The 25,641-nt window shown below is 55.0% G+C and carries 15 protein-coding genes and 3 tRNA genes; 9 read left to right on the top strand and 9 right to left on the bottom strand.

Annotation, left to right across the window (positions count from 1 at the left end):
- Nucleotides 1–27: 27 nt before the first annotated feature.
- Nucleotides 28–642 (bottom strand): hypothetical protein, encoded by a 615-nt coding sequence (locus V3C19_RS09265; RefSeq protein WP_130084773.1) that lies wholly within the window; start codon nt 640–642, stop codon nt 28–30.
- Nucleotides 643–746: 104 nt separating this feature from the next.
- Nucleotides 747–1,244: a hypothetical protein gene (locus V3C19_RS09260; RefSeq protein WP_067569069.1), complete on the bottom strand. Its 498-nt coding sequence runs from the start codon at nt 1,242–1,244 to the stop codon at nt 747–749.
- Nucleotides 1,245–1,439: 195 nt separating this feature from the next.
- On the opposite strand from V3C19_RS09260, the gene V3C19_RS09255 reads away from it, so the two are divergent.
- The 3 genes from V3C19_RS09255 to V3C19_RS09245 all read left to right on the top strand — a co-directional run bounded on the left by V3C19_RS09255 (nt 1,440) and on the right by V3C19_RS09245 (nt 1,744).
- Nucleotides 1,440–1,514 (top strand) — tRNA-Thr (locus V3C19_RS09255).
- Between the two features lie 41 nt (nt 1,515–1,555).
- A tRNA-Lys gene (locus V3C19_RS09250) sits at nt 1,556–1,631 on the top strand.
- 37 nt (nt 1,632–1,668) lie between these two features.
- Nucleotides 1,669–1,744 (top strand) — tRNA-Lys (locus V3C19_RS09245).
- A gap of 1,036 nt (nt 1,745–2,780) precedes the next feature.
- Here V3C19_RS09245 and V3C19_RS09240 read toward each other — a convergent pair.
- On the bottom strand, nt 2,781–8,696 hold the full coding sequence (locus tag V3C19_RS09240) for a tlde1 domain-containing protein (protein ID WP_330937079.1): 5,916 nt from the start codon (nt 8,694–8,696) through the stop codon (nt 2,781–2,783).
- Between the two features lie 274 nt (nt 8,697–8,970).
- Here V3C19_RS09240 and V3C19_RS09235 point away from each other — a divergent pair, with 274 nt between their 5' ends.
- On the top strand, nt 8,971–11,010 hold the full coding sequence (locus tag V3C19_RS09235; RefSeq protein WP_295932888.1) for an Eco57I restriction-modification methylase domain-containing protein: 2,040 nt from the start codon (nt 8,971–8,973) through the stop codon (nt 11,008–11,010).
- Here the strand turns inward: V3C19_RS09235 and V3C19_RS09230 are convergent.
- Nucleotides 10,955–11,503 carry a DUF805 domain-containing protein gene (locus tag V3C19_RS09230; RefSeq protein ID WP_161981423.1) on the bottom strand — a complete coding sequence of 183 codons (549 nt, stop codon included), beginning with the start codon at nt 11,501–11,503 and terminating at the stop codon, nt 10,955–10,957. The genes V3C19_RS09235 and V3C19_RS09230 overlap by 56 nt on opposite strands.
- Before the next feature lie 117 nt (nt 11,504–11,620).
- On the opposite strand from V3C19_RS09230, the gene V3C19_RS09225 reads away from it, so the two are divergent.
- Complete coding sequence (locus V3C19_RS09225; protein ID WP_130084735.1) at nt 11,621–12,874, top strand: hypothetical protein; 1,254 nt, start codon at nt 11,621–11,623, stop codon at nt 12,872–12,874.
- Here V3C19_RS09225 and V3C19_RS09220 read toward each other — a convergent pair.
- Nucleotides 12,847–13,629: a hypothetical protein gene (locus V3C19_RS09220; protein WP_130084734.1), complete on the bottom strand. Its 783-nt coding sequence runs from the start codon at nt 13,627–13,629 to the stop codon at nt 12,847–12,849. The two genes, V3C19_RS09225 and V3C19_RS09220, sit on opposite strands and share 28 nt — an antisense overlap.
- 175 nt (nt 13,630–13,804) lie before the next feature.
- Between V3C19_RS09220 and V3C19_RS09215 the strand changes: the two genes are divergently transcribed.
- Entirely contained in the window at nt 13,805–14,854 is a 1,050-nt protein-coding gene (locus V3C19_RS09215) for a tetratricopeptide repeat protein (RefSeq protein ID WP_295932890.1), read from the top strand.
- Nucleotides 14,855–14,857: 3 nt separating this feature from the next.
- On the opposite strand, the gene V3C19_RS09210 is transcribed toward V3C19_RS09215, so the two are convergent.
- Complete coding sequence (locus tag V3C19_RS09210; protein WP_295932893.1) at nt 14,858–15,325, bottom strand: hypothetical protein; 468 nt, start codon at nt 15,323–15,325, stop codon at nt 14,858–14,860.
- A gap of 113 nt (nt 15,326–15,438) precedes the next feature.
- Between V3C19_RS09210 and thiD the strand changes: the two genes are divergently transcribed.
- The 3 genes from thiD (at nt 15,439) to V3C19_RS09195 (ending at nt 18,322) form a co-directional block, all read left to right on the top strand.
- Nucleotides 15,439–16,230, top strand: coding sequence for a bifunctional hydroxymethylpyrimidine kinase/phosphomethylpyrimidine kinase (gene thiD, locus V3C19_RS09205; protein WP_295932895.1), 792 nt, complete (start codon nt 15,439–15,441; stop codon nt 16,228–16,230).
- Nucleotides 16,231–16,427: 197 nt separating this feature from the next.
- Nucleotides 16,428–16,733 (top strand): hypothetical protein, encoded by a 306-nt coding sequence (locus V3C19_RS09200; RefSeq protein WP_215436845.1) that lies wholly within the window; start codon nt 16,428–16,430, stop codon nt 16,731–16,733.
- Between the two features lie 206 nt (nt 16,734–16,939).
- Nucleotides 16,940–18,322 carry a DASS family sodium-coupled anion symporter gene (locus V3C19_RS09195; protein WP_295932904.1) on the top strand — a complete coding sequence of 461 codons (1,383 nt, stop codon included), beginning with the start codon at nt 16,940–16,942 and terminating at the stop codon, nt 18,320–18,322.
- Between the two features lie 74 nt (nt 18,323–18,396).
- Here the strand turns inward: V3C19_RS09195 and V3C19_RS09190 are convergent, their stop codons facing one another.
- The 3 genes from V3C19_RS09190 to V3C19_RS09180 form a co-directional block, all read right to left on the bottom strand.
- Complete coding sequence (locus V3C19_RS09190; protein WP_295932906.1) at nt 18,397–21,537, bottom strand: efflux RND transporter permease subunit; 3,141 nt, start codon at nt 21,535–21,537, stop codon at nt 18,397–18,399.
- A 13-nt stretch (nt 21,538–21,550) separates the two neighbouring features.
- Nucleotides 21,551–22,708, bottom strand: a complete 1,158-nt coding sequence (locus V3C19_RS09185) for an efflux RND transporter periplasmic adaptor subunit (protein WP_295932909.1) — start codon at nt 22,706–22,708, stop codon at nt 21,551–21,553.
- Between the two features lie 111 nt (nt 22,709–22,819).
- Nucleotides 22,820–25,570 carry a calcium-translocating P-type ATPase, PMCA-type gene (locus V3C19_RS09180; protein WP_130084727.1) on the bottom strand — a complete coding sequence of 917 codons (2,751 nt, stop codon included), beginning with the start codon at nt 25,568–25,570 and terminating at the stop codon, nt 22,820–22,822.
- Between the last annotated feature and the right edge of the window lie 71 nt (nt 25,571–25,641).

Genomic DNA, 25,641 nt, shown 5'->3' with positions numbered 1-25,641 from the left:
TCTTTCCAGGAACGCCCCTCTTGTCCATCATTTTCCGGAACACAGGTTATACAATCCCAGGCAGGGGGTAACAACGATGCCGGCTGGAATAAGGAGAATATTGGCAATTACGGTGCCGGGCGCGTCGATCAAACAGCTTTGAAAACCGGCCAGAACCGTCCGTGCCGTGGATGGAGCTTGAATGATTTCCTGTTTCGTTTCGCCGAGAGCGTCTATTCTTTTCATTGAATGGTTTGACGGACGAAGCTTGATGCTGCATGCCTCGTCAGGATTGAATTGGTCTGCGACGGCAGTTTCCCCGGAGTGCAGGATTTGGATGGCGGAGAGGGAAAGAAGATGGTTTTTATCTTCTTTCCAGGGATATTGAAGAAAGACGTTTTTTTCCGTCCCCGGAACGTTCTTCATTTGCGAACCGTCTCCCACCTGGCTCATGGGTGCTCCGATAATGGGAGTATTCTTGCGTTGGTCGCATTGTGCGGTTTTGATGAAAACATAGCCATTGCCGAGGTATGCGTCCGAATGTTCATCCAGTTGCCAGGTTCGGTAGATGGTTCCGGCGTCCAGCGTCCTGGATGCCGTATTGACGGATATGCATGAACCCTGCAGCAGGAACGCCGCCGATATGAATAGAAAGCGATTCATGTGAATTTTATTGAGGGCGGCAGCATGTTGACTGTTTGTCACCATAAATAAAAGAGCCACTTCGGAATGAAGCGGCTTTTTTGTTCCTCAAAGGAAAGTAAAAATCAGCGGATGGTGACGCGGGGATCGTTGGCGAGAACGTCGGCCAGTTCGTCCCAGCCGTCTTCCGTCTGGAGCTGGAACATCTGAAGGTAAACGGAGGCCACGCCGGGGGAGTATTTTTCAAACAGTTCGTCCACGGCCTTGGAAAGCTTTTCCTTGTCCAGCGTTTCCGGCAGCTCGTTCACGATGCCGTTGCCGTCATGGGGAATGCCCAGCGTATTCAGGAAGGTGATGAGCATGTCCTGATGCTTGCGGAGCAGCCAGACCTGCAGCAGGTGGTCGCCGATCTCATTGCTGGGCTTCCATCCCAGCATTTTCTTGATGAAGGAGAACTGTTCCTGCAGGGGCTTGCGCTGGATGAACTCCGGACGGAGTTTTTTCAGGGCTCCAAGTTCACGTACGGCGGCGCGGTAAATGGCGCGTTCCTGATTGCGCATCCAGTCCAGAATGTCGCTGATAGTCTGTTCGTCTGCTTGCTGAAAAATGTAATATGCCTTCATGATAAGTAGGGAAAAGAAAAGCTCTTTGAGGACATGAACTCCACCATGTTTCCCCCTCTTATGCAAGCTCTTCTACTGTCACCTGCCGCACTTGTCTTTTATTCCGTATTCAAGGCGTAAAAAAACGGTCTTACTGCAAAAAAGACTTGCTAAAAGGGGTGGCATGTGATTACTTGCTTGCGCGCTTCTCGCGACGCCACTGTAGCTCAGGGGTAGAGCAACGCATTCGTAATGCGTGGGTCGTCGGTTCAATTCCGACCAGTGGCTCCATCTTCCGTGATGGAACCAGCCGCGTGAACAGCCGGATACATGCCTCGTTAGCTCAGTTGGTAGAGCAGCTGACTCTTAATCAGTTTGTCCACGGTTCGAGCCCGTGACGGGGTACCATCCGGTTGTTCTCATGGGGGAACGCACATCATCAAACGCCTCGTTAGCTCAGTTGGTAGAGCAGCTGACTCTTAATCAGTTTGTCCACGGTTCGAGCCCGTGACGGGGTACCATCTTTCTTAAAGTCCGGTCTGCCTGCGCAGTGCCGGGCTTTTTATTTATTAAAGTTTCAGGCAAGACTCCCAGTTTCCGGAAAATTGCTTAATTCAGATATTTCACGAACGGAGTTTCAGGTATGCACTTGTACTTGCATGAACGGTTGAACTGGAAGCTCACGTTTCATTCCTTCTGGAATGGCGATGAAATCTGTTCTAAAAAAATCCAAACATACTTCTTATATCAACTTGATATTTATTTGGTATGATTCGCTTAAAATCTTAACTTATGGAATATATTTTTTGAAATTTCATGTAATTTTTAAGTAATAATCGCCGCAATATTTTTCGTAATTTTTATTGTTCTTACCAAAATCAATCATCCAATAATTGACTGTTTTCAGCAGTGAGCTACGGAGAAAAAAGAGCCCATCTTGATAGGAAACTGGATAAAATTGAAAAAGGTATATTACATTATCATCGATAATAAAGTTTTAGGAAAAATGTTCTAGATTTATATCGAATGACCTGGGAGAAGAAAAAACAGGAACGACGATTTTGTTATCAATAATAATATCTTTGACAATACGTTTGGGGTGGTTCGGCTTTAAAGAATATATATGGGGCCGTTGTAATAAATTAGGTCAAACTCATCTTTTACGGTTTTACAAAAGAGAGAAAATTTTCAACGTATTATAGAAAAATGTAATTTTTTTCAAAAAACCTCTCCTGTTATTAGAACAAGAGAGGTTAAAAGATAATTATTCTATTATTAATTTAGTTTTTATTAAAAATTGATATAATTTTATAAAGAAATAAGAAACTTATTAAAAAAATAATTGATCCATAAAAAATAAAATTATCATACATAAGAACGTTATAAGCCGTTTCTCCATCAATAATTATTTCTGGATAAAAATTGCTTATAATCGTTTTCATTATATGGATAGGAACATGAAGCTCCATGACATCCGCGCCTATAAGTTTACATGCTAATGTAAAAATAAGCACTGTCATGATACTACAACTAATAAGACAAAATATAATTTTTGACTTACTCTTCTTTAACTTCCAAAATTCCATAATATATATATTCTGTTCCATCTGCTCCTTTTACTGTTTTAGATTCAGTTTCAAGGATAAATTCACGAACTTTTTCAAATACATCTTTATCTAGGAAAGTAATACATCCCAAAGATCTTGTTCCATAATGCATTCGAAAAGAAGATCTAAAAACTCCATTGATTTCTTTTTGATCATCTAATACACCATCTATTGCAATAAAAGCAAGCCATTGAGTTTTGTCATTGTCATTCCACATTTTGTATGTCCAATCTTCAAATTGGCTTCGAATTCCTCCAGATTGTCTTTTTATTACATAGTATTTTCCCGGTGGTATGGGGCCATTATCTTTATTACCTGCATTGTCTGGATTATTTTTTCCATCGCCATTTCCAGAAAATACTCTACTCGTGGTAAAGCGAAGGATATTGCCGTCTTTATCTATTTTTCGTATCAATATTGTATGAATTTTTATACTGTATTCTATCTTGCATATCAAACCTAGAATATCAAAATGATTCAAAATTTTATTTTGTGCAAAGGCATATAAATTTATACCACCACTCTCAGTGATAGGATCGCGGTTGATCCAGCGCCCATCGAATGGATTGAGATGGCGGTAGTTGTAGTAGACAAGTCCCAGTTCATCGTCTGCATACTCACAGGAAAACCTGAACCTGTTATCCTGAGCCATGTCTCCCTGTGCCGTGAGGAGGGCACCAAAGGGGGCACACTCATAGCGAGCCCTTCGTGCCTGCTGTTCATCGAAAATGGAGGTGACATTCTTCAATGCGTCATGGGTGAAGAAGAGATGCTCTCCATCTACCATTCCGTTTTCCTTCCAGCATGTCACCATCAGAATGCGCGTGGCTGCCGGCTCCGTCGGATCCCACAGGTAACTCTTTTCCAGTACGGGCTGGGGATGCGTCAAATTCAGTTCGGCCACCTGCAGGTAACCCCGGTATAAATAATAAGCATGGCTGACAGCTGCTCCATTGACAAGTACCTTCTTCTCAAAGCGGCGCCCTTGATAGTCATAGCCGCAGGCCACGACAGTGCGGCCATCTTCGCTGGTAAAGGAAACAGGCCTGTCATTGGCATCGTAGCAAACATTCCAGATTCCTGTTGAGGTTCTAATTCTTGTCTGGTTGCCGTCCGCATCATAGAGAGGGTCAAAGGAAACATCCGCCTGAATTATGTTTGTATACTGGTTGAGCTCGTTGGCTCCGTAGGATACCTCCTCTTCCAGTTCACGGGCAGTCTTGCGGTTGCCGATGTTGTCGTACTGGTAGGCAAAGTTGCCTCTTTGCTGTATCTGATCCCCTGTCAATTCACTTCTGCCGTTGTAGGTGAAGTTTCTGGTGGTCGCCGGAGTGGCAGCCTCCCATGAATCCTTCCGTTGAACGGGACGCATCAAGTGGTCGTACTGGTAGACATGTCCGGCCAACATGTCGCCAGTCCCGGCATCCTCATAGCCGATGGAGGCCAGGAGGTTGAGCTTGGGATGGTAGGTGTTGCTGCGGACCATGCCGTTGGGATAGGACAATTGGTTGAGGAAGCCGCTGGTTTCATCATATTCCCAAGTAAAGGGAGATGCCAATCCTTCCAGATTCATCCCGATCATGGCACCTTGATGGCCATAGTCAAGATGGGAGTGCTGCACGGTGCGGGTTCCGATCATCAGGCGATATCCGCAGGGACGCCCGAAGGAATCGTATTCTTCCTGGATGCAGCTTTCTATGGTTCCAAAGGTAGTATCCTGGATCATCCTGCCATAGGCATCGTAAGAGAATTCTCTGGTGCCCGAAGCATCAGAAACAGATATCGCCTGACCAAGGTGATTGTAGGAATAGATCCAAGGCTGGGTATCATCACTGTGGGAGACAGAGACAAGCTCCCCGGTGGCCGGAGCGTACTGATAAGTTGTTACAATGCCCCTGGCCTTGGTGAGAGTCTCCAGGCGGTTGAGTTTGTCATAGGTCTTGACGGTAGAGGAACCGTCGGCATAGATCTTCTTGAATTCCAGTCCCGTAGCCGTGTCGTAGAGCCAGGTAGTGGTATCTCCGTCGGTGCGGCTGGAAGGATCGGTAATGATGTCTCCTTCATCCGCCCTAAAAGTGGTCAGGGCAATCATATGGTCATTGTCGTCATAGACAAAGCAAGCCGGCTGAATGGCGGTACCGTATTCGGCCGTCTTTCTGCCCCGGATATCGTAGGAATAACAGGTGGTATCTCCCAGGGCGTTGGTGATGCAGGCAGGGGCGTCACAGCAGGGGGAGTAGGCAGTGGAAGTGATATTGCCTTGTGCGTCGGTTGTCCTGATAGGGCGTCCGGCTAGGTCGGACTCTGTTGTAGTAACATTGCCGCGGCCGTCCGTCTGCTTCAGAATCATCCCTGTGGAGGTATAAGAGCGTTCTTGTGAGGAATGAATGCCTGCATGATCGTTTTGATTGATCGTGAAACCGTCGACGACGAGGGATATTGCTGTGATATCAGAGGTTGGGATGCGGCTGAATTGAGTTCGCCGGGCAGGAGCGGTGTATTCTGACCATTGGATACTCTGTTGCCCGTAAATGTCGGTAGAAAGGACCTTGCTTTCCAGTACAGGGTCCAGCTGAGAAACCATGGTTTCCGCAGTCTGTGTCACGGGCAGTCCTTCGGTATTGTAGGTTGTAGAGGTTTGTATCTTGTAAATGCCGTCTTCCCGAGTTTGGTAGCATGTGGAGCTTTCCGCGATCCTGTTTTTATTAGTATCCTCTGGATGAAGCTCGTCTAGAAGAATAGTTTGCCTTACGACCTTGCCGAGTTCATCGTAGACAGTCACTGTTGGTACCATATCCTCTGTTTGAATGCGTACAAGCTGACCCTTGCTATTGTAAGCATTTCTAGTGACAATGAAACCTCCCAGAGTATTGGACTGCTCCTCCCGAATAGTTTCTCCAAAACCATTTTCCAAGGTACGTGAGAGAATTACTCCTTTGGACAGAGTGGTGGTGAGAATACCCTCTTCTGTCAATTCGAGCTGTATTTCAATTTCTTGCTGTCCGTTTCCTCCCTGCCAAAGAGTAGAGCCGTCATAATAAGTTTTCGTCACAAAAATAGCCCCCGAAGAAGTGGTGACGGTTGTTGTAAGCTGATCGTTGCTGTATTCAGTTCTGGTGGTGCGACCAAGAATATCCGTTGTGGAAATAATTCTTCCCAAGTCGTCGTATTCCATATTTTCGACTGTCGACATAGCTCCTATGTCTTTTCGTACGGAAAGAATTCTTCCCGCAACATCCTTTGTGTAGGACGTGATTGTTTCAGGCGTGGTTTCCGTGGCTGAACGGATGGTTTCCACCAACTGCTTGGCCGTGTTGTAACTGTAGCTGGTTACCACACCGTCTTCGTTGGTTTCCGTCAAGGGACCGCAGCACATCCATTCCGTCGTGCTGAAGCGGCCGTTGCCCTTCGTCGTCTTGATTCGCTTGAGCTCGGCATCGTATTCATAGTCCTCCGTGGAAATCAATGACCAGTCTTCTCCCGTGTGGACATACTGCTCTTCTCGGGTGGTTGTACTATTGGCGGCGATATACTCCACCTTTCTGGTACTTTGACCGGGAACAATGCTCCCATTAGCCTGCACAGTTGAAGTCTCTTTGTGGAGAGCACCATGATCCGTGGTGGCTTCATAGGTATAAATGGTCTGAACACCGTTGATGCCCTGGCTCATCTTCTGTCTTCCCCGGGCATAGGGATACTGTGCTGCTTCCCCATAAGTTTCTGAAATGCTTGTGTGAACCTGGTCGGAACCCAGAGCTGTTTCTGTCACCGTCGTGCGGTTGACTTCGGGGCTCTCTTCATAGGTATAGCTCCTTTGGCTTAGAACGGTTTCCGTTCCGTCCTGGGCAATGATGACTTCCCTTTCCGTAGCAGGCCTGAAATCATTGAAACGCAGGTCGGCGTAGGTGGTGCGCGTTCCCTTTTCTCCTCCGCCTGCCCAGGGCATGGCCTGCAGAACCACGCGGCCCTGATCGTCGTACTCGTAGCGCGTGTATCCTCCGTCGGGCTGGATTTCCAAAGACACCCGGTACTGGTCGTTGTAGGTGTAGAGCGTCGTTTGGGCCAAGGATGTATTATAGCCCTCCGTGCTGCTGATGGTCAGCCAGCCTCCGTCGGTATACTTCTTCACCGTGCGCGTACTGCTGGAAGGCCGGGAATCATTGATGCCCCTGACCGTTTCAATCCGCTCCCACTTGGAGTTGGGCAGGGAGTTGCGCTCAATCGTGCGTACGACGCGCTCATTCCCCTTCCCTTTGATGATGCTCACCTTGTTGCCTTCCTCCCGGCGTTCAATGAAACGCGGTTCCTGCCCGGTCCTCTGGTTGGTAATGCGGGTTACCGTTACTCCTCCTTCCAGGGAAGTCTCGTAGAAAGCCGTTTTATAGGGCTCTCCGTTAACCACAAATTCCCCATCATGGGAGGCAGAAACATTCCCGGGGGCGTACCACTCCAGAGTGAGGCTGTTGTTTCCGGGAATGCTTCGCATCAGCCCCTGGGCCCGGGAATAGACGCTGTTGAGAGATCCATCCGGGTTGTAGGTGACCTGAACCTTGCGGGCATACTCCTCGGCAGAGATGACATGACCCGAGGAGCTTGTGACCGAGACGACCTCTCCGGTGGAGGAAGAGAAGCGCAGGATCATGCCGGAAGGAAGCACCATGTCCATGTAGGCGGGAGTGCCCTGGATATTGGGAGTGAGGTTTTCATTGAGCAGACGTACACGATAGTCCAGTTTTCTGGAGCTGCCAACGGGGGAAGCCTCGGCACTTCCTTCCGGGGCCTTGAAATAGATATGGCTTCCGGAAGGGCGTTTGACGGTGACTCGTCTTTCCTCTTGAGAGAAGGAAGCGCTCCATGCCATGGGGTGGTTGTAGCGCATGGAAGGCCCGATGTTGGAGTTGAGGCTGGAGGGGGTGGAAGAGCGTGCCATGCGCATGAACCTGGCCGGAGAAGGTGGCGGAGGGCCTCCTGCAGAGGGAGGATTGATACATGCATCGCCTTGACAAGGCAATACCCCATTAGGATCGCCCGGAGTGGGCTGCTGCTGAACGCAGTTCTCATCGCCTTCCTCGTCACAGTCACAGGGACAAGGGCATGGTTCTTCCTCGGTGGGCGGTTCGCTGGAGGAAGAAGACAGGGAACTGGAGCTGGAGCTGGAGCTGGAACTGGAACTGGAACTGGAGCTGGAACTGGAGCTGGAACTGGAGCTGGAGCTGGAGCTGGAGCTGGAACTGGAGCTGGAGCTGGAGCTGGAGCTGGAGCTGGAACTGGAGCTGGAGCTGGAGCTGGAACTGGAACTGCTTGACTTGGGATCAAACTCAAAATCATCCCCTCCCCCTTCCGAAGAGCTGCTGGAGGTGGTCTCTTCTTCCTCGTCCCGATAAAGATTGACCAGGGTGATGACTTCCTCTCCTTCCCTATCCGGCGGAGTTATATTGGAATTGAGATAGGAATTAATATCGGGCGCCTCCGCCTTGTCGGAAAGAACGGCAATGCAGAACTCCTGTCCGGAGCCCAGGGCGGGGTGGTATTCATGGACGATTCGGCACCAGTAATACCCCTGTTCCAGCACGACGCTCTCCGGCTTCACGGAAAGGTCCTTTGCTTCCTTCGTGAACTCTACATTCTTGAATGGGATGGCCAGGGAGATGGAGGAATCGGCGTCCAGGGAAAGGAAATAGGTACCGCGTTTCATGATCTTGAGGTACCCGGTCCATTCATGGCGTGTGTCGCCGGAAGCGGAACGTGGGGAGATGAGAACGGGGGCGGTGATGCCGTTGACGTAGAAGTCGGCCTGCGGGAGGCCGTTGGCGAACATGGGAACGAAGGGATAGCGGGGTTCCGGAGTGTTGTCGGTATTGTTCATTGTCTTTTAAATCAAAGTTGTTCAAATGATTTATAGACACGGTAGAACTACCGGTCGCCCAAATGAAAGACGCCTAACACGTGATTGTGAAAGAAAGAACTTTATTTTTTAATCCTGAATGTGGGAGCTGGGTGAAACTCTGACAGGAAGCGGCAATGAATAAGATGCCTGCGGGATGTCGCCAAGTGAAGCAGCCTTCCTCTTTTGATTGCCTGGAGAGCCGGAGTAATGTACGAATACGGGAGTGAAGGAAGGCTGCGTTCAGGATTGCTTTATGGCCGGGTGTCCGGTTCCGGGACGCGGGGCGGGATGGAAGGCCGGGACGTGGCTTGTGTTCAAGCGGGTGCTGATGAGGCGTTTTCTGGGACAGGGGGGCCAGGATGATTTTTCCTTTCCGGAAGGATTTCCGTTTTCCCTGCGGGAAGGTGATGAGGACCGTGCCGTTACCCCGTCCGTTCTGGGGGATTTGCTGGAGCGCAGCATAACGGATGCACATGGAACCGGGACGGTCTATACGCCCAGGTTCCTGGTGCGTTGGATGGCGCGGGAGACGGTTTCCCGCTGGATGGATTTCGCTTTGTCTGCCAGCCGTGAAAAAGGCAGGGAGGCGGAAAGGGCCTTGTTGAAGAGGATCCGGGTGCTGGATTTATCCGCGGGTTCCGGAGCGTTCACCATGGGGATTCTTCATGAACTTGTCCGCCGCAGAAAGATTTTGGAACCGGAGTGTTCGGAAGCCGCCCTGGTGCGCGCGGCTGTAGAAGATCATATTTACGGGGCGGATGTCTGCGCAGAGGCGTTGGACGTGGCGCGCTTCCGTTTCCGCTGCGCCTTGCTTGCCGCGGGTGATGACGCCCCTTTCCGCGATCATTTAATCTGCGGGGACAGCCTGGACCTGTTCGGCGCTGGAGTGCGGCGGGATGTGTTGGCCCGCGTCATGAAGGAAGGAGGGTTCGACCTGGTTATAGGCAATCCTCCTTTTATTGGGGAAAAGGGGAACAAGGAGCTTTTTGACAGACTGAAGGCTTCCCGCATGTCCGCTTATTGTTCCTCCCGCATGGATTACTGGTACGTGTTCGCCTGCCTGGGCATGGATGTTCTGAAACCCGGTGGGGTGATGCACCTGGTGGTGCCCAACAAATGGATGGCCAATGCCGGAGCGGCGCCTCTGCGCCGGAAATTGCTAGAGGAATGCGGGGCGCTGCGCTTGTCCGACTTCGGAGCTCGCCGGGTGTTTGAGTCCGCACGGGTTCATACCATGACGCTTCTGGCGGAAAGGAAAAACCACAGGGATGAAGCTCTTGTCCCTGAATACCGCCGTTTTTCCGCAGAACCGGAACATGTGGAAGAGTTTCTGATAAACGCCCCTTACCGGCGCTTCCCGTTGCCGAAAGATCGGTCCGGGTGTGTGGAACAGGGGCTGTTTTTCTGTTCCGCCGCAGAAAAGGCGGTTTTGGAGAAGATGGAGGCCCGCAGGAATTTTGAGCTGAACCCAGTGCACGAAATGGCGCAGGGGATTGTGCCGAACCCGGACGTGGTTTCCTCCCGCGCCCTGGGAAGTCTGCCCCCGGAAATAGTGCGGAGTTCCGGCATCCGGCGCGGGGAAGGCGTGTTCGTGGTGCCGCGGGAGTTTTTCACCCGTTTGCCGGAACGGGAACGGTGCTTTCTCAAGCCCCTTTATGAACCCGTGCTGGCGGAGCGGTATGGCTTGAAAGAGCCGGAAAAGGTTCTTTTGTACCTGACGCCGGAGAATGGTTCGGAGCGGGCACGGACGCTTATCCGGCATCTGGAGAAGTTCCGGTCCTTGATGGAGGCCCGGCGGGAAACTCGCATGGGGCGCATGAAGTATTACCACGTGCACTGGCCCAGAAAGGAAAATTTTTTTCTGCCGGGGCCCAAGATATTGGCTGTCCGCAAGTGTGCGCGGCCCACGTTCACCCATACGGAACGGGAGGCCTATGTGATGATGTCATTCAATGTGATACGCACGGAGCGCCTAAGCATGAAGTATCTTGCGGCCCTGTTCAATTCACGGCTGATGCATTTCTGGTTCCGTCTGCGTGGCAAGATGCAGGGGGATTTTTTCCAGATGGATACGGCGCCCATCCTGCGCGCACCCGTCCATGTGCCTTCCGCTTCCGTAGTTACGGAAGTGGAGAGGCTTTCCGATGCCCTTGTTGAGCATTATTGCCCGGAGTGGGATGAACGTATGAATGAGCTTATTGAAAGGATCTACGGTATTTCCGCCGAAGAAAGGGAGGTTATTGTTCAGGCAGTTTCTCCGGCTCCGGGCGGGAAGGGAAACAGGCCAGAATGACGATCAGCAGGAACCAGACGTTTCCCACGACGGCCAGAAACAGGGTGGTCGTGTCCATGCTGCCGTCCATACTGTACCGGAAACGGTCGAAAACCATCCATTTGATGAGGCCGGCGATTCCCAGCGCTATGTAGCCGTACCCCCATGCCGTATGGAATCCGGCGTCGCGGAGCCTTCTGATGATGGCGCTCCAGAAGGGGAGGTAGATAGCCAGGAATACGACCTGCATGGTGATGATGAAGTACATGAAGTGTTCCTGGGCTATGGCGTGGAATACTTCCTGGTTGTCCGTGGCAAGAAGTTCCTTCCACGGCAGGGACGCGAGGGTCAATATGGTTCCCGCGAAGGAGAAAAACAAGGCGCCGAGAAACAGGAACAGATTGAATCCCCAGAATTCGCGGCGGGAGGACTTGCCGGAGAAGTCGGCATATTTTTTCGTCAGGCACAGGATGAAGTTTTGCCAGAGGGAGGGGCGGATTGGAGCATTCATCATTTTTCTATTCATAGCACATGTCATGGGGAGGCGGCAATGGCAAACGGAAGATCAGGACTTGATTTTCAAAAGCATCCCCGTATGGTGTGCGTCCTGCAACCCTGATTTGATTCAATCATGATACCTGTTTGCCTGAGGAATTGCCTGTTCGGCGCGTGCTGGTACGGGGCCTTGAGTACGGCGAATGCCGGCATTCCGGCCATGCAGGGGCAGGAATTCCCTTCTCCATCTTTGTGCGGAACCGTTGTCCGTGGACCTGTCCTGTACCGGGATGATTTCTCCTGGATTCGGAAGGTGAAGCTGACCTTGATCGGCCAGTATCAGACAGCGGCCGTCAGCCCCAATGGCTCCAACAGGTTTTGTCCCGGTTCCGGAGGCCATAACAGCGAATGGCGGCGTGCCTATCTGGGGGCGGACATCCTGCTGGGCGACGGTTCCTGGCGCCTGTCGAACCTGACGAACGTGGGGGACCTGGAAGGCCGCCACCGTGAAGTGCGCGGAGAGTGGACGGGAAGCCATACGGAATGGTCCCTGTATGAACTTTATCTGGAAAAGACGCTGCCCGGCGTCAAGCTGCGGGCCGGCAAGCTGACCCCGCACCTGACTTCGGAATATTGTCTTCCTTCCTCCCGGATCAAGACGATAGAGAGGTCCGCCATCTGCAATGAACTGATTCCCATTTCCAACTGGGGGTTGGAAGCCAATTTCCAGAAGAATCCCAAAAGCCTGTATCATTCCTACGGTGTGTATCTGAATGCAAACGGGACGGATTTGACGGATGAAATCCAGTTCCATTCCGACGATAACGTGTTCGCCCTGGTCGCGATGAAGTGGAGTGTGGCTTCCCCCATGTGGGATTCCCAGAGCCTGGGATACCAGTACGCCCATAATTTTACGGAATGGCGCGGCAGAAAGATTGCCTCCGGTTCCGATTACCAGGGCCCCGGCGCGCAGGATGTGCTTTCCCTGAGCTGGGACGCCAAGCGCGGAAATCTGGCCGTGATGGCTAATTTGCTGGCCGGGGTGGGAATTGTGGGACAGCCTGGGGCCAAGAATGTGTACGGACTTGTTTTACAGCCTGTTTACCGGATTTCCCCGCATCTGGAAGGCGTTTTTCAATATCAATGTTCCTTTGGAAACGGCTCTGTGCGCCTGAACAGCCGTTATGTCCCTTCCGTGACGCGCTATCCCGCATGGGTGGACAGCATGAATTCCTTTTATCTGGGCCTGAATTGTTATTTGTGCCCGGAGTCCATTGATACGGTAAAGCTGATGCTGGGGCTGGAATACGTCACCAGCCATACGAATTCCGCCACGGCCAAGGCCTTTAACGGATGGTCCCTTTACGGGGCTGTGCGGTTCAAGTTCTGAAGATCCGGAGAGAAGCTCCCTCTTGAGTTTTTAAAAGCAGCGGGCTGGTAGGCAGGCAGTGCGGGAATGGGAACGTACCCGGGGGGAAGGTCGTCCCATACGGGATGGAGCGGTTTGGGTTCCGTTTCAAAAACCTCTCCGTTGAAGGATTTGATGATGGTTCGGAAGGAACCCTGCGGAGACGGACGGATTACGAAAGGACGCGGCGCCGATTCCGGAAGATTCATGCTCAAATTCACTTCTTCCTCATTCCATGCAGGCCAGACGTCTGCCGGAGCCGATATTTCACGGATTTCCGTATTGGTCGCGGAACGGGGAGTGTGGAAAAAGGGGCTGTCCGGGTCTCCGTCATTCAGCCAGGCTTCCTCGTCCGGCGTTTCCGTCGTGATGATCATGGCTTCCTGGGTGGTTGAATGGTTGAATTCGTACCCCGTCAGTCCGCCGCCATCCGCATCAGCCCTGTCGCTGTTCATATGGATATTGATGGAAACCTTGTTTTCCGGCGCTTCCTGCTCCTCCGGCGTCTGGAAAATGGCCGCCTGCCGCTTCAGCGCCTCCGGGGAGGTGCCGCGCGCGTATTTTGGGAAGAAAACGCTTTTCGTGTCTATTTTCCCCGGCTTGACTTTCACGGGTTCGTCGGACAGCTCAAAGATGTATTTCACAGGTTGTTCTTCTGCGTAGGCACCGTGAAAGGCGCCTTCCAGAAACGCCATAGCCAGACATGTCAGAAGATACAGGCATGGAGAAGTTTTCATGATAGGTGAACGACTCTGTTAGAACAGAAAGAAGGCAAATATTCAATGCTAAAAAGCAAGAAACTCAGTGCGCTTTCCGGGTGCTGGCTCTTTATTTGCCATACTACGAGGCCAAAACGGCGTTTCTGTCGTTTCTCTGCTTGGCAGCTGTGGGCGGCTGCCTTATGGTGAACGCATGATGAAGAAGATTTTCCCTTGTCTGCTGACCTTCCTGACTGTTTTCTGGTTCGGCTGCGAAAATAAGCCGTCCGGAGGAGAAAAAGAGCCGGTGCGTTCTGAGAAGAACGGGGAAAAACAGGCTGAATCTTCCGCAGACACGGGAAAGTCCGGAATCTGGAAAAACCGTCTTCAGGCGGCTTCCGAGGAGGAGGCGCGGGCCAAGGGAGACGACAAAAAACATGTGGAGGCCCTGAACGAGCTTGCCTCCCTATATGCGGAAGGCCTGCAAAACGGCTGGGTTCATCCGCTGGATGTTCGTTCCTGGTGTGAATCCGTGGCGGAGTCCGGCGCCGGTTATTCCGGGGAGACGGTCATCGGAGCCCTTTTTCTTTACGGTACCGGAGTAACGCGTGATCCGGGCGCAGCCAGGGAATGGTTTGAATATGGCCTGGCCCGGCCCGGCAGCCAGCGGGGAAACGCCCTGTACATGCTGGGCATGATGTATTCCAAAGGGGACGGCGTCAATCAGGACCAGAACAAGGCCCTGGAATTGTGGCACAAGGCGGCGGATGAAAATCATCCGGGCGCCCTGTCCCTGCTTGGCCGCGCATCCATGGAAGGGAAGCTGGGCTTTGACAAGGATGCGGCATCAGGACTGGCCTTTCTGGAAAGGGCCGCCAACGGCGGGGATGTGGCGGCGTCCATGTATCTGGGGCGCATCTACGCCAAGGGGGAGGGAGTGGCGCAGGACATGGAGCGCGCCTTGAAATGGTACCAGCAGGCCGCTTCCGCCGGGGATCCCCATGCCCAGTATATCGTCGGGCTGGCTTATCTGGACGGTTCCGGCGTTCCCGTGAATGAGGGGAAGGCGTTCAACTGGCTCCGTCTGGCGGCGGGGCAGGAACACGTGAACGCCATGCTGATGCTTTCCGTCTGCTACAGCACGGGCAAAGGCACCCGGCAGGATGCGAATATGGCGGAAGTCTGGAAAAAGAAGGCTCTCGAGCTGAATAGCCGGAGGCAGACGCGGCAGAGAAACTCCAGCCTTACCCCGCCAAATGAGTAAGAATCAATTTTCCTGAATTTCCTGATGCAGGAATTTCAGGGCTTCCTTCCGTTCCAGAATGGCGAATCCCCGCTCGTCGGGGATGACGAGCAGCCCGTTCCGGTTTTCCAGAATGGCGTGAATCATGGCAAAGACGTGTCCCATGGCGCATTCGTCTTCCAAAATGAAGCGCAGCATTTTGGTGCGGTCTCCTATTTTTTTCAGAGCGCCGCGGTCGCGTTTGAAGGCTTTGCGCGCGTCTTCCGTCTCCATGACCCAGAACACGTCCAGCTGGGATTCCCCTTCTTCATCCAGATAGCTGCCTTCCAGCACATGGTCCGGGGCTTCTTCCGGAGCTCCGGACAGGTTTAGTTGAAAACAGGGGTCCAGGCGGAACATGGCCTGCTGGAGTTCTTCCCCGGAAGGTAGCGGGGCGTCCTGGACGAAAAGCCAGAATTCCTGGTCGTCCCCGGATGAAGCGGCGTGGGTCATGGGCCGGATTTTGGCATTCCTGCGCCATTTTCCCACAGGGATTTGTGACAGTTGGGAGCCGCTGGTTGATTTTTGAATGTTCAACGTCTTCCCGCACGATTAAAAACAGGGGCATGAGCGAGATTCCCGTAATGATGACCATCGCCGGTTCCGACTGTTCCGCCGGGGCCGGCCTCCAGGCGGACCTGAAGGCGGCGCACGCCATGGGCGCTTTCGCGCTGACGGCGGTCACCTGCATCGTCTCGGAAGTGCCCGGACTGGTGCGCGGCATCCAGGAAGTGGAGCCGGAACTGGTGGCCGACCAAGTCAGAATCAATCTGGAACATTTTCCCGTTGCCGCCGTGAAGACGGGCATGCTGTATTCTCCCTCCATTGTCCGCGCCGTGCACGGGGTGGTGAAGGATGCGGATATTCCCCTGGTGGTGGATCCCGTCATGATCGCGACGGCCGGCGACCGCCTGATGCGGGAAGAGGCCGTGGCCGTTTATGAGGAACTGCTCCTGCCGCGTGCCGCTCTGCTGACCCCCAATCTGGACGAAGCCGCCGTGCTGCTCCGTTCCTCCTCCAACCCGGAGCGGGATGAATTGCCGGAAGCCGCGGCCAGGCTGGCCCTACGGTACGGGTGCCCCGTGCTGCTGAAAGGCGGCCATCTGGCCGGGGACTGCCGCGACGTGCTTGCGGGGCCGGACGGCCGCATGCTGGGGGAATGGACGCGTCCGCGCGTGCGGGATGTCAGCACGCACGGAACGGGGTGCTCCCTGTCCGCCGCCATTGCCGCGCGTTTGGCGGCCGGGGACGGACTCGTGACTGCGGTGGAACGCGGGCTGGAATTCATCGCCGCCGCCATCCGCGACCATGTGCGCTGGGAGTGTCCCGCGCGCGTGGATGCGCTGAAGCTGTGGTGACCTCTTTCCCGTACGGCCTTTGCGGGAATGGCGCCGTGATGCGGGGAAACCCGCTGAAGAGCGGATGGGAAAGCCGCCTTTCTGTGCCCTAATAACGCTTTGTGCTTGCGTATCGGATGCCGGATTGGTAGTCCTATCTGCGCCCATGTATGGCATGGAGCTTTTCAAAAATTAGTAATTATCATAGCAATATCACTATGGGACAGCAAATCCGCAAAGTCACCAAGCGCCGCAGACGTGCCGATTACCTTAAGCGTAAGAAGGAACAGGCCAAGTTGAATTCCAATACGCCTATCCGCCTGGCTACTCCCGTTGCCAAGGAAGCAAAGCCGGCCGCCAAGGAAGTTCCCGCCAAAAAGACCGCGGCCAAGGCTCCTGCCAAGAAGGCTGACGCGAAGAAAACGGAAACCAAGAAAGCGGAACCCAAGGCCGCTGCCGCCAAGAAGGCTCCTGCCAAAAAGCCGGCCGCCAAGAAGGAAGCCGCCGAGCCCGCGGCTGAATAATTGTCCGCATGGCCGGGATTGCCCCCGTGCGTCCATCAAACGCTTTTACAAGCCGCCCCGCCTGATGCGCGGCGGCTTTTTGCGTGCCGCGTCATCTTCCGCATCCGGGCATATTCGCGGCACCGGGCGCAATTTTCCGGAAAATGTATTGACGCTTCACCCTTCGCGGACCTACATAGAAGGGAATATCATTCCGTTTTTCCGCCATGCGCCACGATACGACAGACAAACCCAAGGGACACCGCAATTACATCATCATTGCCTGTGATGTCCTTCTTTTCCTGGCCATGCTCAAGTGGCTTCCCGTGGAGCCTCAGATAGCCAAGGGGCTTGCCGTGCTGACGTTCATCGGCATCCTGTGGCTGACGGAGGCTTTGCATGTGACCGTGACTGCCCTGCTGGTGCCTGTTCTGGCCATGTTCATGGGCATTCTGCCGGGCGCCAGGGCGCTGGCCGGATTTGCGGACCCCACCATTTTCCTGTTTTTCGGCGGTTTTGCGATAGCGGGGGCTCTGCATGAACAGAAGATAGATTCATGGCTGGCCGGAAAGATACTGACCGTGGCGCGGGGGAGCCTGGGCATGGCCCTGGTTCTGATTTTCCTGGCGACGGCATTCCTTTCCATGTGGATGTCCAATACGGCCACCGCGGCCATGATGCTGCCGCTGGTGATCGGCCTGCTGGACCGCATTCCGAAGGAGAAAATCAAGACCACGGCTCCGTTCGCCGTACTGGGTGTGGCCTACAGCGCGTCCATCGGCGGCATGGGCACGCTGGTGGGCTCTCCTCCCAATGCGATTGCGGCCCATGAGCTTGCCATGGGGTTTGCGGAATGGTTCCGCATTGCGATGCCGATTGTGGCCGTGTTCGGCGTGTTGGTGTTCTCCCTGATGTACCTGTTTTTCAAGCCCAACCTGAAGCTGCACGTGGATATGGCGCCCGCCACGGACGAGGAACGGCCTTCCGGCCTGGACGGAAAGCAGATCCGCGTTTTGATCCTGTTTGCTGTGATTGCGGGGTGCTGGATGGGCAGCGGTTTTCTTTCCTCCCTGCTGGGCGGCATTCCTTCCATGGATACGCTGATTGCCCTGTGCGCCGTGGTGCTGCTGCCCCTGTGCGGCGTCATCAACTGGAGCGGCATTGCCAAAAATACGGACTGGGGCGTGCTGCTTCTGTTTGGCGGGGGCATTACTCTCAGTACGGTTCTCGTTCAAACGGATGCGGCCAAATTCCTGGCAAACCAGGTTTCCGACCTGGCGATGGGGCAGAATCCCCTGATCATTCTGCTGATCATCAGCGTTTTTATTACGTCCCTGACGGAGTTTTGTTCCAATACGGCCAGCGCCGCCCTGGTGGCTCCGCTGATGGTGACGGTGGCTTCCGCCATGGGAATGTCCGCCACTCCACTGGTGCTTCTGGTAGGCATCGGCGCTTCCTGCGCATTCATGCTCCCCGTATCCACGCCGCCCAACGCGCTGGCCTTCGCCACGGGGAGAGTCCCCCAGATGTCCATGATCAAGGTCGGCCTGCTGATCAATGTGGTGCTCGTGTTCGTCAAGGCATTCTGGGCCAGGATATTCTGGATGTAACGCCGCCGAAAGGAGAAAATGGCCGGTTTCATGGGGCCTTCCGTTCTACCCGGGAGTGTTGTCCTACACCCTTTTCATGAGGCCTTTTCCTGCCGTTCCAGAGCGGCCTTCTTGTCCAGCTTGGCCAGTTTGGCGATCAGGTAGAAGAAGGAGGGAATGAAGAAAACGCCGATAAAGACGGCCGTAATCATCCCCCCGATCACGCCGATGCCCACCACCTGCCGCGCCGCCGCTCCCGCGCCCGTGGCCAGGGCCAAAGGAAGACAGCCCATGATGAAGGCGATGCTGGTCATCAGGATGGGCCGCAAACGGATTCTGGCCGCATCCAGGGTGGAGGTGAGCAGGTCTTTCCCCTGTTTGAGTTCCAGCACGGCGAATTCCACGATGAGGATGGCGTTTTTCGCCGCCAGGGCAATCAGCACGATGAGCCCGATTTCCGAGTAAATGTTCAATTGCTGGCCGAAAATCCACAGCGCCGCGAAGGCGCCCAGAATGGCGATGGGAACGGTCATGAAGACGGCGACGGGGAGCGACCAGCTTTCATACAGGGAGGCCAGGATCAGGAAAACGAATATGGCGGAGGCCGCGAAAATCATGCCGATGGTGATGCCGTGCTGTGCCTGTTTTTCCTGATAGCTCATGCCGGAATAGCCGTAGCCCATGCCTGCGGGCATCGTCTGGGCAAACACTTCCTCCAGGGCGTTCATGACCTGTCCGGAGGAATAGCCTTCCGCCGGCGTGATGTTAAGCTGGGAACTGTTGAACATGTTCTGGCGGATCAGGAATTCCGGCGCCCATCCGTGCGTGACGTCAATGACGGAGTCCAGAGGCACCGGGTCTCCGTCATTGTTGCGCACGTAGAACATGGAAAGCTTGTCGATGCTGTCCCGGTACGGGGCGTCCGCCTGCATGTACACCTGCCATTCCTGGCCGTAGATGTTGAAGTTGTTCAGGAAGGTACTCCCCATGTACGCCTGGATGGTGGCATAAATCTCATCCACATTCATGTTCTGAAGAGTAGCCTGTTCCGTATTGACGTTCAGATTATATTGAAGGTTGGACGGAGACATGAAATTGCTGATGTCCGCAATTTCCGACCTTTTCCCGGCCGCCTCGATGAATTTGGATGTGTTGGAGGCCAGGAATTCCTCGCCTATGCCCTGCCGGTCTTCCAGCAGGAAAGTGACGTCCCCGGATGTGCCCACTCCGGGAAGAGGGGGTGGAGGGACCACGTAAGCCATGCCGGAGGAAATCTTCGCATTCAGCTTGTTTTTCAACCTGGCGGCAATGGCGTCAGCCGTCATGTCCGGGCCCTTCCGCTGGGACCAGGGCTTCAGGGAAATGAAGAAGAAGGAGTTGGAAGAGCTTTGGACAGTGCTGATCAGGTTGAAGCCGTTAACGGTGGTGACCACCTCCACACCGGGGTCTTCCCGGATGATCCGTTCCATCTCCGCGGACGTTTTCTCCGTGACATTCAGGGAGGTGTTGTCCGGCAGCTCCACGCCTCCGAACAGATAGCCCTGGTCTTCATTGGGAAGGAAACCGGAGGGGATGAGTTTGGCCAGCGGAAAGAGCAGGGCGGTCATGGCGGCCAGCAGCAGGATGGACAGCCACATGCGGCGGATCAGCCAGGAGCAGGCATTGACGTACCAGTCCCGCGCCTTGTTGAATCCCTTGTTGAATATGTTGAAAAAGGGGCCCAGCAGCCAGATGGTGTCTGAATTGCCCGCTTTCAGCAGCCGGGAGGACAGCGCGGGACTGAGGGACAGCGCGCAGAAGGCTGAAATGATGATGGACATGCCGATGGTCACGGCGAACTGCTCAAACAGTTTTCCCGATACGCCGGGGAGCAGCAGCGTGGGCACGAACACACAGGAAATCACCAGGGCCGTACTGACAATGGGGCCGGATACCTCCCGCATGGCCGCGATGGTGGCCGGCAAGGGCTTTTCTCCGTTGGAAATGTGGTTTTTCACCGCTTCCACCACCACGATGGCATCGTCCACCACCAGGCCGATGGCCAGCACCAGCCCCATCAGGCAGATGGTATTGATGGAAAAGCCGAAGAACGGGAAGGCGATGAAGGCCCCGACGATGGAGACCGGAACGGCAAATGCCGGGATGAGCGTTCCGCGCCACCCCTGCAGGAAGATGAATACGACCAGGACAACGAGTCCCAGCGCGATAAGCAGGGTGCTGACGATGTCTTCAATCCCGGCACGCACAGCCAGGGTGGAGTCCAGGGAAACCAGGTAGTCCATGCCCGGCGGCAGGTTGCTTTCCGCCAGAAGGGCTTTGATGTTGTCCACCAGTTGGATGGCGTTTCCGCCGGGCGCTTCGTAAATGCCCAGGGAGGCGGCCGGCATGCCGTTGACAGTAGAGCTGAGGCTATAGGTTTCCGAGCCCAGTTCCACGCGGGCCACGTCACTCAAACGCACGATGGAACTGCCCTGGCCGCGCACCACAATATTTTCAAATTCCTCCACGGTCGTCAGGCGTCCGGGTGCCTTGACGGTAAAGGAAAGCTGCTGGTCAGGCGGAGCGGGCTGGGCGCCTATCTTTCCCGCCGGATTCACAGCGTTCTGGGCCTGGACGGCCAGCATGACGTCCCTGGCCGTGATGTTCAGAGCCGCCATCTTTTCCGGATTCAGCCAGATGCGCATGGCGTAGCGGCCGGAGCCGAAGACCTGGACGTCCCCCACTCCGGGGACGCGCTTGATGGCATCCACCATGTTGATGTAGGCGTAGTTGGCCAGCCACAGGCCGTCATAGGTTCCGTTGGGGGAATAAAAGCTGATGACCAGGGCGGGCAGCCCGCTGGTTTTACGCAGGGAGATGCCCAGTTCGCTGACTTCCGGCGGAAGCTGGGAGGTGGCCTGTCCGTAGCGCAGGTAGGAGAGCACCTGGTCCATGTTCGCCTCCGTGCCTGTCTCAAACAGAATCATCATGCTCATCTGCCCGTTGTTGGTGTTGACGGAGGTCATGTAGGACATGCCGTCCACCCCGGACATTTGCTGTTCGATGGGGGAGGCAATGGACTTGACCACCGTCTCGCAGTCGGCCCCGGGATAGGTGGCGGTCACCTGGATGGAGGGGGGGATGATGTCCGGGTATTCGGAAACGGGAAGGCGCAGAATGGAGAAGGCCCCCAGCAGGACGATGATGATGGAGAGGCAGAAGGAAAGAATGGGGCGCTTGATGAAGAAGTCGGCCATGGTGAAAAAGGGCTTATTGGTTGGAGGCAGGGACCGCTTTCAGGCGGGCGTCCGGATTCCGGGTGGCCGCCTCCGCCTGGAGAAGGCCGTCCACGACTACTTTGCTCTGCGGGGTGAGGGAGTCCGGTTTCAAGGGAGTGACCTGCTGCCGTTCCCCGATCTGGGCCCCGGCCTGTACGGGGACGATGGAGGGACGGTTGTTTTCATCCAGTGTGACCACGAAGAAGCGGCCCTGCGTGGAAAGAATGGCCTTGGCGGGCACCGTCAGCGCATTTTTAACGGTGGCGAGCTGCGCCGTGGCGATGATAAACATGCCGGGCCTCAGCAGGTAGTCCCTGTTGGGAAGGTTGGCCTGCACGCGGATCGTTCCCGTCTGGGGGTTGAATGCCCGGTCAATGGCTACGACGGTGGCTTGTTCCGGGTAGGTGCTGCCGTCCTTGAGCGTGATATCCAGCTTGCTGTCCGTGCGGATGCCTTCATCCCCGTTTTTTCCCGCCTGCTGAATCCATTCCTGCTGGGTGACGGCAAAGTTGACGCGGATGGGGTCCACGGAGGAGACGATGGCCAGGGCGCCGCTTTCCGGACTGACCAGGTCGCCTATGTTCGTCTTGGAGATGCCGGCGATTCCGTCAAAGGGGGCGTACAGGATGGTGTAGGAAAGGTTCTTTTTGGCCAGTTCCAGTGCAGCCGTGGCCTCCCTGACCTGGGCTTCCGCAGCGATGGCGGACAGGCGCGTGTCTTCATATTTTTGTTTGGAGATGGCGTTTTCCGCCGCCAGCGGCTTGTAAATCTGCAAGTCGTAATTCAACTGCTGCAACTGGGCCTGCGACTGTTCCTGCGTGGCCTGGGCCTTGGTTACCTGGTCCTTGAAAACGGTATCGTCAATCCGGAAGAGGACTTCCCCCTTTTTCACGACGGCGCCGTTGGAATAGTTCTGCGTTTGCAGGTAGCCCGTCACCTGCGGCACGATGGAGGCGTTGTCCACCCCGTCCAGATGGCCCACCCAGCTTCCCTTGACGGGAATGTCCATCGCGACCGGGTGTTCATACGTAAGCGTGGGCATTTCAGGCGCCTGCCGTTCCGCTTTTTTACAGCCGGGAAGGAGCAGGCAGGTCAGGGAGAGAAAGGCGGCAAAAACGGAAATAGAGCCCGTCAGGCGTGTCAAGTCCATGCATGGATGACACGCCCGGGCTCCAGTTTGTTGAAAGAAGCGCGCCCGGAAGAGGACCGCATCCGTGTCATGCCGGAGGACACGGATGCGGAACAGCGGGCTGGATGCCGTTCAAGAACGGGGTTTTTCCGGCGTCAGGGCTCGGAATAGTTCCCCGGCCCACAGGACGATGGAGGTGCCCCCCAGAATGAGGCCCCAGTCCGTCCAGCTCAGCGGGACGACGTTGAACATTTTCCCGCCGAAGGTGACGATGACGTATTGCCCCGCCAGGATGAGGAACGCTACCAGGCCGAATCCGCCCATGCTGGCCCCCATGCGTGAAAAGGCGCTTCTGTTTGTATTGAATGCCTTGGCGTTAAACATGTTCCAGAATTGGAGAAGCACGAAGATGGTGAAGAACAGGGAAAGTTCGTAAGGTGTCAGTTCATGTTCTGGGGATGAAAAGTCCAGGTAGCTTCCCAAATAGCCGGAGACGCTGAACTGTGCCAGGCTGGTGATGTCCGTATGCTTGAAGTACTGGAGAAGCCCGAACAGAAAGGCCACGAACAGAAAGCCCACGCCCAGGATGTCCCTGCCCATGGGGCGGGTGATGATGTGGTCCGTGGCCTTGCGCGGCGGGTCCTGCATCACGCGTTCGTCCGGCGGCAGGGAGGCCAGAGCCAGGGCGGCGAAAGTATCCATGATCAGGTTCACCCACAGCATTTGCGTAACGGTGAGGGGGGATTCCGTTCCCAGAAAGGCGCCGATAAGTACGATGAGGCAGGCCGCCACGTTGATAGTCATCTGGAACACGATGAACCGCTGAATGTTCCGATACAGGGAACGGCCCCACATGACGGCACGGGAAATACTCATGAAGGAGTTGTCCAGAATGGTGATGGCGCTGGCCTCCTTGGCGACGGTGGTGCCGTCCCCCATGGAAAGGCCCACCTGGGCGGCGTTCAGCGCGGGGGCGTCATTGGTGCCGTCCCCGGTGACAGCCACCACCTGGCCTTTCTGCTGGAGCAGTTTCACCAGGCGTTCCTTGTCCATGGGTCTGGCGCGGCACATGATTTTGAGGTCCATCACGTGGTCCAGCAATTTTCCGTCCGGCGTCTGTTCAAATTCCACGCCCGTCATTAGACGGTCCGGTGTGTCCGCTTCCGTCCACAGGCCGATCTGGCGGCCGATTTCCCGTGCGGTGCCCGGCGTGTCTCCCGTGACGATCTTGATGCTGATTCCGGCATCCATGCAGTCCTTCACGGCCTGCGGAACGTCGTCTCTGACGGGGTCGGAAATGGCAGTGATGCCCAGGTAAACCAGATCATGCCTGGCCAGTTTTCCATCTTGGAACACGGGGGCGTCATCATCCAGAATACGGTAGGCAAAGCCCAGCGTGCGCATGGCTTGGTTCTGGTAGGCCAGCAATTGTTCCTCAATGGCAGGGCGCATGGCGGCGGCGTCTGTTTCACCGTCCGGCGTGCGCACTGTGGCGCAGTTTCCCAGCACGATTTCCGGCGCGCCCTTCACATACAGTACTTTTTTACCCAGCAGGGGAGAGTCCACAACGGTGGCCATGTATTTGCGTTCCGTGGAGAAAGTGAGCTGTTCCAGAACGCGCGCGTTTTCCCGCAGGTCCAGGTAGTTTACTCCCTGGCCGTGCAGCCAGAGCAGCAGGGCGCCTTCTGTAGGGTTACCCAGGGCCTTGATTTGGCCGGGATCCGAATAATCCAGGAAAGCGGTGGAATTGACGGCAATGCCTTCCCGGATCAGGTTCCCCAGTTCGTCCTCCGCCGGGAGGGCGTCTCCCAGACCGTAGAAATTAGCCTTGTAGACATTCATCTGGTTGCGCGTCAGGGTGCCGGTTTTGTCCGTGCAGATGACGGTGGTGGCCCCCATGGTCTCGCAGGCGTGCATTTTGCGCACCAGGTTGTTGGCTTTCAGCATGCTTTTCATGCTGAGGGCCAGGCTCAGCGTGACGCTCATGGGCAGCCCCTCCGGCACCGTCACCACGATTACCGTGACGGCGATCATGATGGTGTTCAGAATGTAGCTGCCCGCGGCCAGCCAGTCCACCGAGCTTTCCAGATGGGTAAAGTACAGGGTAAGGCGGCCAATAATGATGAGGGCGGCAATGGCGTAACTGGCCCAGGTGATCAGGTCGCCCAGCCGGGAAAGCTGGCGGTTCAGAGGCGTTTCCACCTTGTTGTCTATCTGGGAGCCTTCGTAAACCTTGCCGTATTCCGTTTTGTCCCCCACGGCCGTCACTTCCATAATGCCGTGGCCGTCCACCACGGTTGTTCCCTTCAGGACGTGGTTGGAGGGATAGGTGGCGTCCGGCTTGAATTCGGCTTCCACCGTAGTTTTGCTGATGAGGGGCTCTCCGGTCAGCGTGGATTCGTTGACCTGAAGGGAAACGGCATCCAGAAGAACGCCGTCCGCAGGGACTTCCTCCCCGGTGTTCAGGACGACCACGTCTCCAACCACCACGTCGCGGCGCGGAATTTCGCAGATATTGCCGCCGCGGATGGCTTGCACCATCGTGTCGTCGTTGACCTGGTTCAGGATTTCAAATTTTTTGTTGGCGCTTACCTCAAAAGCAAAGCCTACGCAGGTGGCCAGCAGAATGGCCACCAGAATGCCGACAGGTTCCAGAAAGACGCTTGCCGGTTCCGCCCCGGAGAAAAATTGGTAACAGGCCACGCCTACGGACAGGACCAGGGCTACGAGGAGTATCTTGATGATGGGGTCGGAGAATTTTTCCAGAAACTGCTTCCACAGAGGTTCTTTTTCAGGGGGAGTCAGGATATTGACGCCGTATTTGTCACGGTTTTCCAGAACCTGCTTTTCCGTGAGCCCCTGGTAATGTGCTGTATTCTTCATGTCCGGAACGCCTGTTTACCCGATTCTGCTCCGGGATGGAAGTACATAGGGCGCTTTGAAGGGACTATGAC

The sequence above is a fragment of the Akkermansia sp. AE01SA01 genome (assembly GCF_036417395.1).
In the GTDB taxonomy this organism is placed as follows: Bacteria; Verrucomicrobiota; Verrucomicrobiia; order Verrucomicrobiales; family Akkermansiaceae; genus Akkermansia.
Note: the sequence above shows the minus strand (reverse complement) of the source record. Positions and strands in the feature narration are given on the sequence as shown.

Bases quoted from the DNA above. Each gene is read 5' to 3' on its own strand.
- V3C19_RS09240 (WP_330937079.1), bottom strand. From the start codon at position 8,696: ATGAACAATACCGACAACACTCCGGAACCCCGCTATCCCTTCGTTCCC.
- V3C19_RS09180 (WP_130084727.1), bottom strand. From the start codon at position 25,570: ATGAAGAATACAGCACATTACCAGGGGCTCACGGAAAAGCAGGTTCTG.
- thiD (WP_295932895.1), top strand. From the start codon at position 15,439: ATGAGCGAGATTCCCGTAATGATGACCATCGCCGGTTCCGACTGTTCC.
- V3C19_RS09215 (WP_295932890.1), top strand. From the start codon at position 13,805: ATGATGAAGAAGATTTTCCCTTGTCTGCTGACCTTCCTGACTGTTTTC.
- V3C19_RS09195 (WP_295932904.1), top strand. From the start codon at position 16,940: ATGCGCCACGATACGACAGACAAACCCAAGGGACACCGCAATTACATC.
- V3C19_RS09185 (WP_295932909.1), bottom strand. From the start codon at position 22,708: ATGGACTTGACACGCCTGACGGGCTCTATTTCCGTTTTTGCCGCCTTT.
- V3C19_RS09230 (WP_161981423.1), bottom strand. From the start codon at position 11,503: ATGATGAATGCTCCAATCCGCCCCTCCCTCTGGCAAAACTTCATCCTG.
- V3C19_RS09265 (WP_130084773.1), bottom strand. From the start codon at position 642: ATGAATCGCTTTCTATTCATATCGGCGGCGTTCCTGCTGCAGGGTTCA.
- V3C19_RS09235 (WP_295932888.1), top strand. From the start codon at position 8,971: ATGGCCGGGTGTCCGGTTCCGGGACGCGGGGCGGGATGGAAGGCCGGG.
- V3C19_RS09190 (WP_295932906.1), bottom strand. From the start codon at position 21,537: ATGGCCGACTTCTTCATCAAGCGCCCCATTCTTTCCTTCTGCCTCTCC.
- V3C19_RS09225 (WP_130084735.1), top strand. From the start codon at position 11,621: ATGATACCTGTTTGCCTGAGGAATTGCCTGTTCGGCGCGTGCTGGTAC.
- V3C19_RS09260 (WP_067569069.1), bottom strand. From the start codon at position 1,244: ATGAAGGCATATTACATTTTTCAGCAAGCAGACGAACAGACTATCAGC.
- V3C19_RS09200 (WP_215436845.1), top strand. From the start codon at position 16,428: ATGGGACAGCAAATCCGCAAAGTCACCAAGCGCCGCAGACGTGCCGAT.
- V3C19_RS09220 (WP_130084734.1), bottom strand. From the start codon at position 13,629: ATGAAAACTTCTCCATGCCTGTATCTTCTGACATGTCTGGCTATGGCG.
- V3C19_RS09210 (WP_295932893.1), bottom strand. From the start codon at position 15,325: ATGACCCACGCCGCTTCATCCGGGGACGACCAGGAATTCTGGCTTTTC.